Source organism: Saccharophagus sp. K07 (assembly GCF_014336955.1).
Taxonomy (GTDB): Bacteria; Pseudomonadota; Gammaproteobacteria; order Pseudomonadales; family Cellvibrionaceae; genus UBA5868.
On the sequence record NZ_QRAI01000001.1, the window covers coordinates 1,275,414 to 1,291,390 of the forward strand.

A 15,977-nucleotide genomic window follows, 5' to 3' on the forward strand; every position below is an offset into this window, starting at 1 on the left:
ATGGCTAACGGAGATACGGTAGAAAGAATTTTGCGTGCAGCTACGATTTTGTTCGCCGAACGGGGGTTCGCAGAAACGTCGTTGCGCACCATCACCGGAATGGCCGATGTGAATCTTGCAGCCGTTAACTATCATTTCGGCACAAAAAAGTCGCTGATACAGGCTGTTTTTAGTCAGTTTCTTTCCCCTTTTTGCCGAGAGTTGGAACGTCGTTTAAATGACATGGAGAGTTCTCTAAGTCCGGGGCAGGTGCCTGGCGCGGAGCGGCTGCTACGGATATTGATCGACTCCTTAACCGAGTCCGTCCACTCAATTAATGAAAAGCCACAGCGTTTTATGCGCTTGCTGGGGCTTGCCTATACACAGTCGCAGCAGCATCTGCGCACATATCTTTCGCACACTTATGGTTCAACCTATAACCGCTATATCGGGTGGCTGAAGCGAACTCAGCCAGGTCTAGATCCCATAGTCTTTTACTGGAGGCTTAACTTTATTTTGGGTGCGTCCATTTTTACTCTGGGAAGTTTTGAATCCATTCAAGCGATCCTGCGAGAGGATCACCAGGAAGAAACCGATATGAGACAAGCGTTGGTTTATTTGGTTGATGCATTGACAGGCTTGTTAAACAGTCCAACAAGTGAAAAAACAATAGCTTGATGAGCTGGCACACCTACGCCAAGTGATCAGATAGAATGGTCAATTTTAAAAGTGGCCTCAAATATGCCGTCTCGTTCCGACTATCCGCTTGGTCCTGTAGTGCTCGATATTGCGGGCACAGAATTGCAACCCGAAGAAGCTGAAGTCCTTCAGCACCCGCAAGTCGGCGGGTTGATTTTGTTTAGCCGCAACTTCGAGTCTCCTGAGCAGCTCTGTTATTTGGTGGGGTGTGTCCGCTCCGTCCGTCCTAATCTGTTGTTGGCTGTGGATCAGGAGGGCGGGCGAGTGCAGCGCTTCAAAAGTGGATTTACTCGTTTGCCCGCATTGCGCGATGTGGGTGACCTGTTTGAGCAGGATTCGCAGCGTGCAATACAAACTGCCCGTGAATTGGGGTGGTTGATGGCGTCGGAGGTAAGAGAGTGCGGCGTGGATATCAGCTTTGCGCCAGTGGTAGATGCTGATGATGCATTTGGCTCCGTGATTGGCGACAGAGCTTTCAGCCCGGATTTTGCGATCGTGGCCGAACTAGCCAAGGCTTATATTGGTGGTATGGGCGAAGCCGGTATGGCTGCGACCCTCAAACATTTCCCTGGGCATGGGGCTGTTGAAGAAGACAGCCATGAAGAGTTGCCCGTGGACGAGCGATCTTTCGAAGAGGTTTGGGAAGAGGATATGCGGCCTTTTCGCGCTCTTCTTCCTCTGGCTGGCGCAGTCATGCCGGCTCATATCTTGTTTGCTTCTGTTGACCCCAATCCCGTCGGCTTTTCTTCATTTTGGTTGCAGAAAATACTCCGCCACAAACTGGGTTTTGGGGGGATCATTTTTAGCGATGATTTGTCGATGGAGGGTGCCTCGGTCATGGGAGATCATTGTGATCGAGCTGAGGCTGCTCTCGCTGCAGGTTGCGATGCGGTGCTGGTATGTAATAAACCTGCCAAAGCCATTGAAGTAATTGAACGGCTAAACGCGGTAGCTCATCCTGCGAATAATCGTTTATCCCTTATGTGTGCCCAAAAAGCGACTCCCTCCGGTTCGCCGGCAACCCTGCAAAAGGCGGAGAGATGGCGCAGAGCGGTTGCTCTGGCAGAAACGCTTCTGTGAGGTGGCTCTGACCAGATTGGTTCAGAGTTAGCAAACGAGACTTCTATTGTTTGCGCGGCATCAGGATTGGCCCCGAAGACTGGCAATCCTCTGATGCTGTCTATATACTGCGCGACTATTTTTCTTTTCCCTCCCCATCATGTGGCCTTTGGTAGGGGTCACCACTGAGTAAGGACTGTTTTGAATGCCTCTGATTACCTTGCCTGATGGCTCCCAGCGAAGCTTCGATGCTCCTCTAACTGTGCTTGAATTGGCCCAGTCGATAGGTCCTGGTCTGGCAAAGGCGACCTTGGCCGGTGTTGTCGACGGCAAAATGGTTGATGCGAGCTTTGTCATCGAGAAGGACGCTTCTGTTTCTATCATTACCGATAAGTCGCCAGAAGCTCTCGAAGTTATTCGTCACTCCACTGCGCACTTGCTTGCCCAAGCGGTTAAGCAACTGTTTCCAGAGGCCCAGGTCACCATTGGCCCTGTGATTGAGGATGGGTTCTACTACGATTTTGCGTATAAGCGCCCGTTTACGCCGGAAGACCTCGCGCTGATCGAAGAGCGCATGAACCAATTGGTTCAGCAGAATATCGATGTTCAACGCCGCGTTTTGCCGCGCGACGAGGCGGTGGCTTATTTCCTTGGTCTCGGAGAGACATATAAAGCTGAAATCATTCAGGCAATTCCCGCAGATGAGCAGCTTTCTTTGTATCGTCAGGGCGACTTTGAAGATCTTTGCCGCGGTCCGCACGTCCCGTCCACAGGTAAATTGGGTCACTTCAAATTGATGAAAGTGGCGGGCGCCTATTGGCGTGGCGACTCGAAGAACGAAATGTTGCAGCGGGTGTACGGTACGGCCTGGGCCAATAAAAAAGATTTGGCTGCCTATCTGCATCGCTTGGAAGAAGCGGAAAAGCGGGATCACCGCAAACTGGGTAAAAAGTTCGACCTCTTTCATATGCAGGAAGAGGCTCCGGGGATGGTGTTCTGGCATCCGCGCGGTTGGATGCTGTACACGATCATTGAAAACTATATGCGCGAGATCCAGCGCGCGAACGGTTATAAAGAAATCAAAACACCGCAAATCGTGGATCGCACGCTTTGGGAAAAGTCCGGGCACTGGGACAAGTTTCGCAACAACATGTTTACGGTGGAGTCGGAGTCGCGCGACTATGCTGTTAAACCTATGAATTGCCCCTGCCATATCCAAGTGTTCAATCAGGGATTGAAGAGCTATCGCGATCTGCCTTTGCGTCTGGCGGAATTTGGTTCATGCCATCGCAACGAAGCGTCTGGTACTTTGCAAGGACTTATGCGGGTAAGAGGCTTTACACAGGATGATGCCCATATCTTCTGTGCTGAATCGATGATTCAGGATGAGGTTTCGCGTTTCACGGATTTGCTATTTAGCGTCTATGCTGATTTCGGTTTCAGCGATGTCATAATCCGCATTTCCACGCGCCCTGAACAACGCGTAGGCAGTGATGAAATCTGGGATAAAGCCGAGAAAGCATTGGCTGATGCTTTGGATGCGAAAGGCTTGGCTTGGGAGTTGCTGCCGGGAGAGGGTGCGTTTTACGGTCCGAAAATCGAGTTCTCGCTGAAGGATTGCATAGGCCGGGTTTGGCAGTGCGGAACCATTCAGGTGGACTTTTCTATGCCAGCCCGTCTGGACGCCCAGTTTGTGGCGGAAGATGGATCGCGTCAGACGCCCGTTATGCTGCACCGCGCGATCCTCGGTTCGTTCGAGCGTTTTATCGGTATTTTGATCGAACATTACGAAGGTGCCTTCCCTGCATGGCTCGCTCCTGAGCAAGTGGTGGTGATGAATATTACGGATAATCAGGCAGATTATGCTCGATCTGTCGAGAACTCCCTTAAAAACAAGGGGTTCCGAGCTGTATCTGACTTGAGAAATGAAAAGATCGGCTTTAAAATCCGCGAGCACACAATCCAGAGGACGCCGTACTTGGTCATCGTAGGTGATCAGGAAGTGGAAAAGGGGACTGTTTCAGTTCGCACCCGTGATGGGAAAGACCTTGGTTCCATGACGCTGGCGGAGTTCAGTGAGCTTCTTTCCAAAGATGTTGCTCAACGTGGTCGCACGACTCACTGACGACACGCTCTGGTGTTTATTAATTTTTAGAGGAGCATTTTATTATTAACAAAGATAACGGAAAGGCCCCCCGCGCAAAGAAGGCCATGATCAATGATCAAATTCAAGCGAAAGAAGTCCGCTTGATCGGCGCCGACGGCCAACAGGTCGGCATAGTATCCATCGAAGAGGCATTGGCGGCGGCAAGAGCGGCCAGTCTGGATTTGGTGGCCATAGCGGTGGAAGCGGAGCCGATAGTCTGTAAGGTGATGGACTATGGCAAACACCTTTTCGAACTGAAGAAATCCAAAGCTGCTGCCAAGAAAAAGCAGAAGCAGCAGCAGATTAAAGAAATGAAGTTTCGTCCAGGGACGGAGGAGGGCGACTATCAGGTGAAACTGCGCAACCTGATACGTTTCCTGGAAAATGGGGACAAAGCCAAAGTATCGCTGCGGTTTCGCGGCCGAGAACTGGCTCACCAAGAGCTTGGTATGGAAATGATGAAGCGTATCGAGAAAGACCTTGAAGATTTGGGCATCGTTGAACAACAGCCCAAAATGGAAGGTCGTCAGATCGTAATGGTGATTGCCCCGAAAAAGAAAAAATAGCCGGGCTTTTTAGCTGCCTTGCTGTTTTCTAAAAAACCTGTGCAAATGCACAACAATGCGGAGATTTATCTATGCCAAAAGCTAAAGTACACAGTGGTGCTGCTAAGCGGTTTAAAAAGACCGCCGCTGGTTATAAGCACAAGCGCGCTTTCAAAAGCCACATCCTCACCAAAATGACAACCAAGCGTAAGCGTCAGTTGCGTGGTACTTCCACGTTGAACGGTTCTGACCTGCCTTTGGTTAAACGTATGCTGCGCTCCAACTGAGTCGCGTCATTAATAGTCGAATTGAGAGGATAATCTTATGGCACGTGTAAAACGTGGTGTAACGGCGCGCAGAGCCCACAAAAAAGTATTGAAAGCAGCAAAAGGATACTACGGAGCGCGCTCCAGGGTATTCCGAGTTGCCAAGCAAGCTGTCATCAAGGCTGGCCAATACGCGTATCGCGACAGACGAGTTAAGAAGCGTGATTTTCGTGCGCTTTGGATTGCTCGTATCAATGCTCAGTCTCGCGCTGAAGGTTTAAGCTATAGCCGTCTGATCGCGGGCTTGAAGAAAGCGAACGTTGCTCTGGATCGTCGAGTTCTGGCTGATCTGGCTGTTCATGACAAAGCTGCATTCGCAGTTATTGTAAACACAGCGAAACAAGCGCTGGCCGCTTAATTTGCTGTTGTTTTGAAAGCTTTGAGGGGGAGAAGCGCATTGCTTCTCCCCTTTTTTATTTGGGATTGCTGATACTGTATCGCTCAGGGACGTGATCCACTAAACTGCCGCATTGTTTTGATTCATCGGGAAACCTTAAATGGAGAACTTATCTTCTTTAGTTAACGACGCATTGGCCTTGATTGAAAAGGCCGAGAATCTGGACCAGATTGAACAGATTCGCGTCGACTTTCTCGGCAAAAAAGGTCACCTGACGGGCCTGCTCAAATCCCTTGGCCAATTGTCACCGGAGGAGCGACCTGAAGCGGGTGCCAAAATTAATTTGGCCAAAGAGCAAATTCAAAATGCCCTGGCTGATAAAAAGCAGCAATTGGAAGAAATTGAAATTTCTCGGCGTTTAAGCGCTCAGTCAGTGGATGTCACTCTTCCTGGGCGTGCCGAAGAAGTCGGCGGTTTGCATCCGGTTAGCAGAACCTTGGCGCGCATAGTCTCGATTTTTCAGAGTGCTGGATACAGCGTAGCTGAGGGGCCTGAAATCGAGGACGATTTCCATAATTTTGAAGCGCTGAATATTCCGGCGCACCACCCGGCGCGAGCCATGCACGACACTTTCTATGCAGGTGATCGCCATGTGCTGCGCACACACACATCGCCCGTGCAAGTTAGGACGATGGAGACAAATGAGCCCCCTATTCGAATCGTTTGTCCCGGCCGGGTTTATCGCTGCGATTCTGATTTGACCCATACTCCAATGTTCCATCAGGTAGAAGGGCTTGTCGTTAATAAAGATGTCAGCTTTGCGGATTTGAAAGGAACCGTGGATCAGTTTTTAAAAGCCTTTTTTGAAGCAGATGCACCGGTTCGTTTTCGCCCTTCTTATTTCCCTTTTACTGAGCCTTCAGCGGAAGTGGATATTCAGTGCACCCAGTGTGGTGGCAGCGGTTGTCGAGTGTGTAAAAACACCGGTTGGCTGGAAGTCATGGGATGTGGAATGGTGCATCCGAATGTGTTGCGCTCGAGTGGTATAGACCCAGAAGTCTATACCGGTTTTGCGTTTGGTATGGGTGTGGAGCGTCTGGCGATGCTGCGCTATGGCATAAATGATTTGCGCCTGTTCTTTGAGAACGATCTGAATTTTTTGCGTCAGTTTAAATAAAACGTGTTCTGGCACAGCATCGACAACCTTTGAATTTCGAATGACAGCGGATTATGAAAATTAGCGAAGCCTGGTTAAGAGAGTGGGTCAAACCGGAAATAGGTACCACGGAATTAGTTGCACAACTGACGATGGCGGGTTTGGAAGTTGATTCGGTAGAACCTGCCGCTGCCGCATTTTCTGGCGTTATCGTTGGGGAAATTATTTCCGCTGAGCCGCATCCGGACGCGGAAAAATTGCGTGTATGCAAAGTGAAGGGGCATCCAGATGGGGAGCTTCAAATAGTATGCGGCGCTCCAAACGCGCGCCCAGGAATCAAGATTCCCTTCGCCACAATTGGTGCCGAGCTTCCGGGTGATTTCAAAATCAAGAAAGCCAAACTGCGCGGCGTCGAGTCGTTTGGCATGCTGTGCTCTCAAACAGAGCTTCAGATAGGCGATGACGATTCCGGTTTATGGGAACTGCCTGCAGATGCTCCTGTGGGCCAGGATCTGCGCAAATATTTGCAGTTGGACGATTCGGTTATCGAAATCGACTTGACTCCCAATCGAGGAGATTGCCTGAGTGTTCGAGGTTTGGCTCGCGAAGTGGGAGCCTTGAACCAAGCGGATGTCAGTGCGCCTGTTATTAACGCTGTAGCTCCGCGATCCAACGACCAATTTCCAGTTTCTGTCGAAGCGCCAGCCGCGTGCCCGGTTTATGTGGGGCGGGTGGTTCGAGGTGTGGATTTGAGTCGACTCACTCCGACTTGGTTGCAGGAAAAATTGCGTCGCAGCGGCCTGCGCAGCATCGATCCCGTTGTGGATGTGACCAATTACGTGATGCTCGAATTGGGGCAGCCGATGCACGCTTTTGATCTCGACCGCCTTCAGGGCGGTATCGAAGTCCGCATGGCAAAAGCTGACGAATCCTTGAAATTACTGAATGGTCAGGCGGTTGCTTTGCGTGAGGATACGCTTGTTATTGCGGATAAAAGTGGCGTATTGGCAATAGCGGGAGTTATGGGCGGGGCTGAGAGTGGTGTGAATTCTGCTACTCAATCCATCTTCCTGGAAAGTGCTTTCTTTGCACCAGAAGTGATTGCAGGTAAAGCCCGTTCATACGGATTGCATACGGATTCGTCTCATCGCTTTGAAAGGGGTGTGGACCATCAATTGCAAACCTTGGCCGTCGAGCGCGCTACTCAGTTGCTGATGGAGATCGTTGGTGGCGAGCCTGGACCGGTTATTGAGGTCAAAAGTCAGTCCCATATTCCCGCAGAGCGAGTAGTGCAATTGCGCCGCTCCAGACTGCGCAGTGGGCTGGGGCTGAGCGAAGAGGTGAATGTTGTCGATTTGCTCAGTCGTTTGGGTTTGATGTTGGTGGGTGAATCCGAGTTGGGGTGGAGTTTTAAAGTCCCGACTTATCGTTTCGACATAGCGATTGAGGAGGACCTGCTGGAGGAAATTGGACGGGTGTATGGCTATGACAAGTTGCCAACTCGACCTATGACCTTTGAAACAAGCTTGGCACCCAATAGTGACACTGCAACTCCTCTGTCTTCGGTGAAACAGCATTTGGTCAGCAGGGGTTACCAGGAGGCGATAAGTTACAGTTTTATTGATCCGAAGATTCATTCGCTGCTTTATTCCGAACAGCCTGCAGTCCTGTTGCGAAATCCCATTAGTGCGGATATGTCGGTTATGCGAACGTCTTTGGTTCCCGGGTTGCTGCAGACTCTTCTGTACAACCTCAATCGCCAACAGACTGCCGCTCGACTCTTTGAAACAGGAATGATTTTTGAGGGCGACACGGCGGATTCTGTGCAGCAAAGCAACCGTTTGGCCGCTTTGGTTTACGGTTCTGTGAGAAGCCAAAGTTGGGCGGAAAAGCAGCGGGATGTGGACTTTTTCGATCTGAAAGGGGACTTGGAATCTCTGCTGGCGACCAGTGCGCGTGGTGTGTCCATTCGATTTGCACCCTGGACTGACAGTGGTTTCCTGCACCCTGGTCAAGCCGCGAAGGTGTACGCGGAAGATGTTTATATAGGTTACATAGGCGCGCTCCATCCGGTGAAACAAAAGGCTCTGGATCTCAATAAGAGTGCATATGTTTTTGAACTCGATTTGCGATCAGTGGCCCAGGCGAAACTACCTCGTTTCCAACCTCTGTCCAAGTTCCCAGAGGTTACCCGTGACCTGGCTGTATTGGTAGATAAGGCGCTGTCCGTCGCAGATCTCGAGAGAAGTATTCGAAAAAATGCGGGCGATATGCTAAAAGCGTTGAAACTGTTTGACGTTTATAGCGGCGAAGGTATTGATCCAAAAAGAAAAAGTCTTGCTTTCAGCCTGACTTTCCAACATCCTTCCCGAACGCTCAAAGATGAGGAAATTAATGCGTCCATTGCTTCTGTTGTTCAGGGGCTGGAGCGTGAGTTTGGGGCAAACCTACGGTAGATCCTATGTCTGAGTCTTTAACGAAGGCCGATCTGGCGGAAAAACTCTACGAAGACCTCGGTTTTAACAAGCGCGAGGCAAAGGAGTTGGTGGAAACGTTCTTTGATGAGATCCGCGAGGCGTTGGAAAGCAATGAGATGGTCAAGCTCTCGGGTTTTGGCAATTTCGACTTGCGGGATAAGAAGCAGCGTCCAGGACGAAATCCAAAGACCGGGGAGGAAATTCCGATCACGGCGCGACGCGTCGTGACTTTTAAGCCAGGACAGAAATTGCGGGCGCGGGTAGAAGCCTATGTTGGAAGCAAGCCACAACAATGAGCTGCCGGTTATTCCGGGTAAGCGTTATTTCACCATTGGTGAAGTTAGCGAACTCTGCGCGGTAAAACCCCATGTATTGCGTTATTGGGAACAGGAGTTCCCGCAGCTAAAGCCCGTCAAGCGCCGGGGAAACCGGCGCTACTATCAGCGCCAAGATGTTTTGACCATCCGCCACATCCGCTCGCTGTTATATGAGCAGGGCTTCACTATCGGCGGTGCGCGACAGCAATTGAACTCCGAGAACAAAGTAGAAAGCCGTCAAGAACCGGACACTGATGCTCTCATTGCTGAATTACAGGATATCCTGAAGATTCTACGCGGCTGACCCCGGAAGGATTGATGTGGCAGGCACTCGGAGATGGACGCGCATTAATTTACCTCTGCGCTAAGGGAATGTGGCGCCAATTTCTATTCATTTTGCCAAGCGGTTGATGAACAATGCAGGGCAGACCCTACCTGTATAGTTTTCGGGCCTTTCACACCCAGCTAGCCCATTAGGTAACCTCAATGCAGACAAAATACCGCCTGAAAAGTCTGGGCGACGATCGAACTTATCCTTTGGATAAGTCTTCGACTCTCATAGGTCGCAGCGCTCAGTGCGACATCAGCATTGATTCCGGACTCCTTTCCCGTCATCACGCTTCCGTTTTGGTGGTCAATTCAGACACCGTAATTTTGAAGGACCTGGATTCCACCAACGGTACCTTCGTCAATACCATGCGAATTACTGGCCCAACCAGGCTCAAGCATGGGGATGTCATCACTATAGGGGATGAAAAATTTATTTTTATTGATCTCGATTTTGGCGAAGCCCAGGTCGAGTATGAAATGGCCGCATCCTATGAAATGGCGGGATTGGCGGATGGTGCCAACCACACGATGATTGAGTCGGCCTTCTTTCGCATGGTGAGTTTGCCTGAAGTCGCGGTATCAGAGCCTCCACCCATCGATGACAATTCGCTTTTTATGGCGCGCGTTCTCGGTAAAAAAACGCTGGATGCAAACCTGACCCCCGCTGTTTTATTGGTGAAAACAGGGATTAAAAGAAACACCCTGATTGAGCTGAAATTGCCGATGGGAGTGGATCGGGAGTGGAGCCTGGGACGCAGCCAGTTGTGTGATGTGGTTTTAGAAGATCCGACGGTTTCGAATCTTCACGCTTGGATTCGCTGGGAAAATGGCTTTTGGGAAATTCAGGATAATCATTCGACCAATGGTGTGTCGGTCAATGGGAAAAAGGTAACGCGTTCGATTTTTCAAAATGGCGATACCTTGACCATTGGTAATATCAAAATGGTTTTTCGAGTTCTATAACAATTAACTAAGGAGTTTTTGTGGCGGTCATTAGTGTGCGTTCAGGGATGATGGTGTTTGGCGAAAATCGCCATCAAGAAATTCAATCCTCTGCAAAATCTCCAGCGTTAAAAGTTTTGATTATCGGCAATTTTTCTGGCGCAACGGATCGTTCATTACCGTTGCATGCCCGCAAACATCTTCGAATTGATGCCGACAGTTTTGATGAGGTTTTTGCTCGTCTCGGCGTTTCGATAGCCATTCCGTTTTCTCAGGAACCCCTGAAGTTCGCAAGTTTCGACGAGCTGCATCCGGACCATCTTTACGACAACGCTGCTTTATTTAATCGCTTCCGCCATCTAAAAAAGCAGCTGCAGTCTCCTTCTCAGTTTGACGCTGCGGTTAGTCAATTGTGGCAAGAGGGCATTATTGAGCAACCTCACTTAGCCGCTCCTACAGAAACCAAATCAGCGGAAAATTTACTGGATTCACTGCTGTCCGGTACCCTTAGTGACAGAACGCCGGGAATTGCCGATCAATTGATTCAGCAAGTCATAGCCCCTTACGTGCAGCCAAAGGAACATCCAAAAGCGGCGGAATATGTGACTGCGGTGGATTTTGCGGTTAACCAAGTTATGCGGCAAATCATGCACTCTGCGGCGTTCCAGCAGCTGGAAGCAAGTTGGCGCGGTCTTGATTTTTTGCAGCGACGACTCGACCTGGATCACTCAGTTCATTTATCCATTCTTGATGTCACATCCGAGGAAATTCGACAGGGCGCTCTTGAAAGCGAAAATATTGAATCCACAGATTTGTGGCAAAACCTACAGGCGGTAATGGCAGGGAAGGGTAATTACGATGTGATTTTGGTCGATGAGATACTCCTGCCAAACAGCGAAAGTTTGCAGGTTCTCAAATATTTTTCTCAGCTCGCAGAAAAAGCTGATGCAATTTTGCTTGCGGGAGCGGATTTAAAAATTGCAGGTGGTGTGGAAACAACATCTGCTGGAGAAAAGGTGGTTTTGGCGGATGCGGTGGCAGATGCCTGGTCTTCGCTGCGTCAGGAAACCTTTGCTGAGCGAGTGTTTGTCGCCGCACCGCGTGTGCTTTTGCGTTTGCCATATGGCAAAGCCACCGCACAGACTGAGCAGTTCCGGTTTGAAGAGCTACCTGAAAATGGGGCGCATGAATACTACCTGTGGGGAAATGGCGCTTACCTGCTGTTATGCGGTTTATTACAAAATCGCGCTTCCCAAGTCGGTGCAAGTTTTATCGATAATCTACCGCTGCATATTTATCGCGATTCTTTTGGCGATGAAACCATTAAGCCATGTGCGGAAACTTATCTGACTGAGTCGCAAGTCAGTGATTTGGAAAATTCAGGTTTTACAGTATTGCAGTCGGTGCGCGCCAATAATCGCGTAATGATTCAACGCTGGCGCTCTTTGAAGGCCTGATTCAGGTAATCAGGCCGTTAAGCGAATTTAGATATCAGCGCAGACGCGGATGAGCTGCTTCAGGTTCATACAAAAGCTTGCTGATATCGCGCACACCAAAGCTCACTCCTGAATAAATGGCGCTGAGCAGCGTCATATCGTCTTTTGTAACGGTTCTGGTTCGATTAGCTACATCAGCCAGTGCTACTGACGTCAGGCTATTGCTCAAGACGCTTACCATGCGGCCGTATTCTTTTTGGATAACCAGGCGAGCCGCGTAGCAGCCCAGATTGGAGGCAAAAATTCGGTCAAATGCGCTGGGTTGGCCTCCGCGTTGTACATGGCCGAGGACAGTTGTGCGCACTTCCATAGGAATATGCGGTTCGATTTGCTTTTGCAGAAAATGGCCAATGCCACCAAGGCGGATTGGGTCAGGGCTATCTGCGATATTCTGGGCGACTACCAGTTGCCCATCTTTAGGTGCCGCACCTTCAGCCACAACAAGCATTGAATAGTGATGGGTTTGGGCTCGCTCATTAAGCACCCGTATTACCTCGTCCAATTCATACGGAAATTCGGGCAAGAGAATCATATCTGCACCGCCAGCCACACCGCCGTATAGAGCAATCCATCCTGCATATCGTCCCATGGTTTCTACAATCATCACCCGACCGTGACTGCGGGCTGTTGTGTGCAAGCGGTCCATGGCTTCGGCAACTATGCCGACCGCGGTGTCGAAGCCGAAACTGCGATCGGTGTGCATCAGGTCGTTATCAATGGTTTTAGGAATTCCTACGAAATTCATACCTTTCTGCGACAGCGCATGGCACAACGACATGGTGCCGTCACCACCAAGCGCAACTATGCAGTCCAGATCTAGCTCGCGATAGAACTCCAAGACGCTGTCAGAAACATCCTGACCTTTGTAGTTGAGGGGGGAAGAGCGATTGCAGGTGCCCAGAATGGTGCCGCCGGATTGGATCAGACCGATACAATCCGATGCGACGAGCGGTCTGACACGGCGTTGAATCAATCCCAAAAAACCGTCCTGAATTCCGATCACTTCGGCCTTTGCTGTTTCGATCAGCGTTTTGGTGACGCCTTGTATGGCGGCATTCAGGCTGGAACAATCGCCACCACCGGTCAAAATTCCTACGCGCATAAAGTTCGCTCCGTATTCATAAGTATCTGATCGTTGCCGATCGTTTAACGAATCACTTTCGCCTCTAGACATACGTCTTTGGCATCTGATAAGGCCATTATGTTTCATTGGCCTTGCATTGCCTTTGTTTAGTATCAAGCGCAATTAAAGTTTAGCTGATTCTAGGCGAAGCACTCAGTTCAGGTGGTTGCGGAGCAGATTCAACATTTGCCCCTTGTCGAGGGGTTTGCCGATATGGCCGGTAGCTCCAGCGGAAAAACAACGATCGCGGTCTTCAAAACTCACATTGCCGGAGACAATATAAATCGGCATATCGTGTCCGAGTGCGCGGATTTTTTCGGTGGCCAGTAATCCCCCCGTTATAGGCATTTCCATATCCATCAAAATCAAGTCAAATTTATGCTGATTAACGAGATCTACAGCCATTTCTCCATTGGCGGCGAGGGAAATCTGGGCATTTTCATTCGCTTTGGTGACATAACGAAATAAAATCATTTGGTTGACTTCATTATCGTCAGCAATCAAAACTCTGCAGGTTGAGGTTGGCGGTTTTTCTTTTGCAATTCGTCGAAGAGTGGCAAAAAGTTTTTCTCTGGCAATAGGTTTCTCTACGACGCCAGCAAATCCCAAATTTTCGTATTCATCAATTTGGTGCTTCATCACATTTGCGGTAAAAGCCACTATAGGTGTGGTGATGCCTCTTTCCCGAATAAGAAGTGCAGCTTGATGACCGCTCATAGTTGGCATCTGCATATCCATCAAAATCAACGTGTATTCTTTTTGGGTAGCGGCTTCCACGGCTTTAAAGCCATTGTCGACAACATCGACTTCCATTCCAGCCTGTTTGAGCAACCGCTCGATTAAACATTGATTTTCCTGATTGTCTTCTGCAACCAGGGCTTTGCCGGAGATTTTGATAATACGGCTATAGGATTGCGCTTCTAAAAGTTTATCTGTCAACTTTTGGAAGTCGTCTTGGCTGCGGACGAAATCGGAAGTTCCTGTGCTTAGCGGAAGCGAGAGGGTAAATGTGGCGCCGGCACCTTTTTTACTATTAAAAGTGACGTCGCCTCCTAACAATAAAGCGAGATTTTTGGATATATAAAGACCAAGGCCTGTGCCTCCAAACAACCGGGTAGTGGAGGTGTCCGCCTGATCGAATGCGTTAAAAACCCGATTCTTTTCATTTTCATCTATTCCTATCCCGGTGTCAGACACTGAGATTTGCAGCTGGTGTTCCGCTGCCATACGTACATTAATTGTGATATTACCTTGTGCGGTGAATTTAACTGCGTTGTTGCATAGATTGAGCAGAATTTGTTTGAGGCGAGTGGGATCTGTTACCAGATGTAGTGGAATAGGGAAAGCGATAGAGAGATCGTAGGCGAGATTTTTCTCCCGTGTTTTGATTTTCATATAGGAGTCGATATCACTCAAAATCTCCAAAAGATTACATCTGAGGAGTTCTACTTCGATTTTTCGTGCCTCGATTTTCGATATATCGAGGATATCGTTGATCATGCTCAAAAGATGTTTGCCGTTGCGTAAAATATGGCTGATAAAGCTGGTGCGTTCTTCGTTGGTAATGCCTTCTTCGGTCAGAGCGTCCGAATAACCCATGATGGCTGTCAGAGGGGTCCTAATTTCGTGGCTCATGTTAGCGAGAAAGCGACTTTTGGCTTCCTCCGAGGATTGCGCTTTTTTTCGTGCAATTTCGGCATTCTCTTTTGCCAAAGCAAGTTCCTTAAAGAGAGTGGCGTTACGTACAGCGGTGCCAACTTGCACGAGAAATTGCTGGATGCGCTCGATATCGCGTTGACTCAATTGAAATGGGCGCTCGTAGTTGATAAACGCCGCGCCTGCAACCACCTTATCCTTTACAAATATCGGAAAGTAAGCCAGAGACACACTGGGTTTGACCCGGTACAACTCGTAATCGATTTTGTCTCCCTGACTTACCATGTGTTCGTCTATATGAGGCAGATAAACCGCTCTGCGTTTGATCAAGGTTTTAACAAAAATACTGTTGTGATCGCGTGCCGTATCGAAGCGCAAACTGCGAAAAGCTGCGTGTTCCTCTTCAGTAATGGATGAACCGTAAATCCCCAAAACCTCCAAACGTTGAGCGGTTTCATCAAATGACAGAATGTACAAAGCTTCGAACGGATAGAGTTGCTCGATGGTTTGCATCACGCTTTGCATGATTACGTCCACATCGAGATTGGCATTGACCGCCAATGCCAGAGTATTGAGATGAAGCAATTCCTCGCGCTGGTCCCGCAGGCTGTTTCTTATGGCGCGCAAGCGGCGATTGATTTTGTAAATCTTCATTCCTAGAACCGCCATAAACAGCGTCAACCCTGTGGCGGTGATGAGTTGGGTGGAAATAGGCAGGTAAGGTCGATAATAAAAATCCGCGATCAGTCCTCCCGCTAAAGCCCCGATACCCAAAAATACAAGACTGCGCCTCAAAGCAGGCAGGCCTCCGGCCGCAGCATTGACAATACTGTTCGACGCAATATACGCGGATGCCAAGAATAGGTTGTAACCCCATATACCAAGACAAAAGCTGTAAAGCGTCGAATCAATTAGAAGGTTATAGGAGGAGTTGCGGCGAAGAGGGGGCAGATAATAAAGAACCGAGGCGTAGAACAATAAATGGCAGGTCGCAAAAATCCATAGCAACAGATTGTCACTTCCCCAGAAAAGAGAGAGGTGAATCAGTGCGGTTACGGTTGAGGCTCCCTGGCGAATTACAAAATTTGACTTATTTTCAAAAGCCTGAAGGGTGCTGGTTTGAATCATAGACTTTCCTTAATCGTGCTCCCAGGTTGCGTGGAGTATAACAAAGCGGCACTTGCAATTCTCTGCAGAGCCTATGCGCCATTGTTCAGCCGCTTCGTTTGTGACTCGTTCCGTGTCGGAGGCATACGATCAACATCCCGGCAATTAGTGATATCTGCTCTAAATTTATTGAGTGTCCTTGCCCGCTGGTGCATAGAGCCGTGTTAATCGTCATGAGCAGGAGTTCTACGCAAAAGTGGGCTTCCGGCGGGATACGATCTG

14 protein-coding genes are annotated in these 15,977 nt (G+C 49.3%); 12 read left to right on the top strand and 2 right to left on the bottom strand.

What is annotated here, in order from left to right; translation table 11 throughout:
• The 12 genes from DWB84_RS05515 to DWB84_RS05570 all read left to right on the top strand — a co-directional run bounded on the left by DWB84_RS05515 (nt 1) and on the right by DWB84_RS05570 (nt 11,770).
• Nucleotides 1–657, top strand: a complete 657-nt coding sequence (locus DWB84_RS05515; protein WP_187408716.1) for a TetR/AcrR family transcriptional regulator — start codon at nt 1–3, stop codon at nt 655–657.
• A 63-nt stretch (nt 658–720) separates the two neighbouring features.
• Nucleotides 721–1,758 (top strand): beta-N-acetylhexosaminidase, encoded by a 1,038-nt coding sequence (gene nagZ / locus DWB84_RS05520; protein WP_187408717.1) that lies wholly within the window; start codon nt 721–723, stop codon nt 1,756–1,758.
• 184 nt (nt 1,759–1,942) lie between these two features.
• Nucleotides 1,943–3,862 (top strand): threonine--tRNA ligase, encoded by a 1,920-nt coding sequence (thrS, locus tag DWB84_RS05525; protein ID WP_187408718.1) that lies wholly within the window; start codon nt 1,943–1,945, stop codon nt 3,860–3,862.
• An 86-nt stretch (nt 3,863–3,948) separates the two neighbouring features.
• Entirely contained in the window at nt 3,949–4,449 is a 501-nt protein-coding gene (infC, locus tag DWB84_RS05530; RefSeq protein WP_187408719.1) for a translation initiation factor IF-3, read from the top strand.
• A 71-nt stretch (nt 4,450–4,520) separates the two neighbouring features.
• Nucleotides 4,521–4,715, top strand: a complete 195-nt coding sequence (gene rpmI, locus DWB84_RS05535; protein ID WP_187408720.1) for a 50S ribosomal protein L35 — start codon at nt 4,521–4,523, stop codon at nt 4,713–4,715.
• 37 nt (nt 4,716–4,752) lie between these two features.
• Nucleotides 4,753–5,112 (top strand): 50S ribosomal protein L20, encoded by a 360-nt coding sequence (gene rplT, locus DWB84_RS05540; RefSeq protein WP_187408721.1) that lies wholly within the window; start codon nt 4,753–4,755, stop codon nt 5,110–5,112.
• 139 nt (nt 5,113–5,251) lie between these two features.
• The gene (gene pheS / locus DWB84_RS05545; RefSeq protein WP_187408722.1) at nt 5,252–6,268 is read left to right on the top strand and encodes a phenylalanine--tRNA ligase subunit alpha; all 1,017 of its coding nucleotides are present in this window, start codon (nt 5,252–5,254) and stop codon (nt 6,266–6,268) included.
• Nucleotides 6,269–6,321: 53 nt separating this feature from the next.
• Nucleotides 6,322–8,703, top strand: coding sequence for a phenylalanine--tRNA ligase subunit beta (gene pheT / locus DWB84_RS05550; protein ID WP_187408723.1), 2,382 nt, complete (start codon nt 6,322–6,324; stop codon nt 8,701–8,703).
• Nucleotides 8,704–8,708: 5 nt separating this feature from the next.
• A complete protein-coding gene (ihfA, locus tag DWB84_RS05555) occupies nt 8,709–9,020 on the top strand; it encodes an integration host factor subunit alpha (protein WP_187408724.1) in 312 nt (103 codons plus the stop codon).
• Nucleotides 8,995–9,345 carry a MerR family transcriptional regulator gene (locus tag DWB84_RS05560; RefSeq protein ID WP_187408725.1) on the top strand — a complete coding sequence of 117 codons (351 nt, stop codon included), beginning with the start codon at nt 8,995–8,997 and terminating at the stop codon, nt 9,343–9,345. The genes ihfA and DWB84_RS05560 overlap by 26 nt, the downstream gene beginning before the upstream one ends.
• 182 nt (nt 9,346–9,527) lie before the next feature.
• Complete coding sequence (locus DWB84_RS05565) at nt 9,528–10,334, top strand: FHA domain-containing protein (RefSeq protein ID WP_187408726.1); 807 nt, start codon at nt 9,528–9,530, stop codon at nt 10,332–10,334.
• A gap of 20 nt (nt 10,335–10,354) precedes the next feature.
• On the top strand, nt 10,355–11,770 hold the full coding sequence (locus tag DWB84_RS05570; protein WP_187408727.1) for a type VI secretion system contractile sheath domain-containing protein: 1,416 nt from the start codon (nt 10,355–10,357) through the stop codon (nt 11,768–11,770).
• 34 nt (nt 11,771–11,804) lie between these two features.
• On the opposite strand, the gene DWB84_RS05575 is transcribed toward DWB84_RS05570, so the two are convergent.
• Nucleotides 11,805–12,911, bottom strand: a complete 1,107-nt coding sequence (locus DWB84_RS05575) for a 6-phosphofructokinase (RefSeq protein WP_187408728.1) — start codon at nt 12,909–12,911, stop codon at nt 11,805–11,807.
• Between the two features lie 174 nt (nt 12,912–13,085).
• Nucleotides 13,086–15,716, bottom strand: coding sequence for a response regulator (locus tag DWB84_RS05580; RefSeq protein WP_187408729.1), 2,631 nt, complete (start codon nt 15,714–15,716; stop codon nt 13,086–13,088).
• Between the last annotated feature and the right edge of the window lie 261 nt (nt 15,717–15,977).

Bases quoted from the DNA above. Each gene is read 5' to 3' on its own strand.
- DWB84_RS05565 (WP_187408726.1), top strand. From the start codon at position 9,528: ATGCAGACAAAATACCGCCTGAAAAGTCTGGGCGACGATCGAACTTAT.
- thrS (WP_187408718.1), top strand. From the start codon at position 1,943: ATGCCTCTGATTACCTTGCCTGATGGCTCCCAGCGAAGCTTCGATGCT.
- pheT (WP_187408723.1), top strand. From the start codon at position 6,322: ATGAAAATTAGCGAAGCCTGGTTAAGAGAGTGGGTCAAACCGGAAATA.
- nagZ (WP_187408717.1), top strand. From the start codon at position 721: ATGCCGTCTCGTTCCGACTATCCGCTTGGTCCTGTAGTGCTCGATATT.
- DWB84_RS05515 (WP_187408716.1), top strand. From the start codon at position 1: ATGGCTAACGGAGATACGGTAGAAAGAATTTTGCGTGCAGCTACGATT.
- DWB84_RS05575 (WP_187408728.1), bottom strand. From the start codon at position 12,911: ATGCGCGTAGGAATTTTGACCGGTGGTGGCGATTGTTCCAGCCTGAAT.
- DWB84_RS05580 (WP_187408729.1), bottom strand. From the start codon at position 15,716: ATGATTCAAACCAGCACCCTTCAGGCTTTTGAAAATAAGTCAAATTTT.
- DWB84_RS05560 (WP_187408725.1), top strand. From the start codon at position 8,995: ATGTTGGAAGCAAGCCACAACAATGAGCTGCCGGTTATTCCGGGTAAG.
- rpmI (WP_187408720.1), top strand. From the start codon at position 4,521: ATGCCAAAAGCTAAAGTACACAGTGGTGCTGCTAAGCGGTTTAAAAAG.
- rplT (WP_187408721.1), top strand. From the start codon at position 4,753: ATGGCACGTGTAAAACGTGGTGTAACGGCGCGCAGAGCCCACAAAAAA.
- pheS (WP_187408722.1), top strand. From the start codon at position 5,252: ATGGAGAACTTATCTTCTTTAGTTAACGACGCATTGGCCTTGATTGAA.
- infC (WP_187408719.1), top strand. From the start codon at position 3,949: ATGATCAATGATCAAATTCAAGCGAAAGAAGTCCGCTTGATCGGCGCC.
- ihfA (WP_187408724.1), top strand. From the start codon at position 8,709: ATGTCTGAGTCTTTAACGAAGGCCGATCTGGCGGAAAAACTCTACGAA.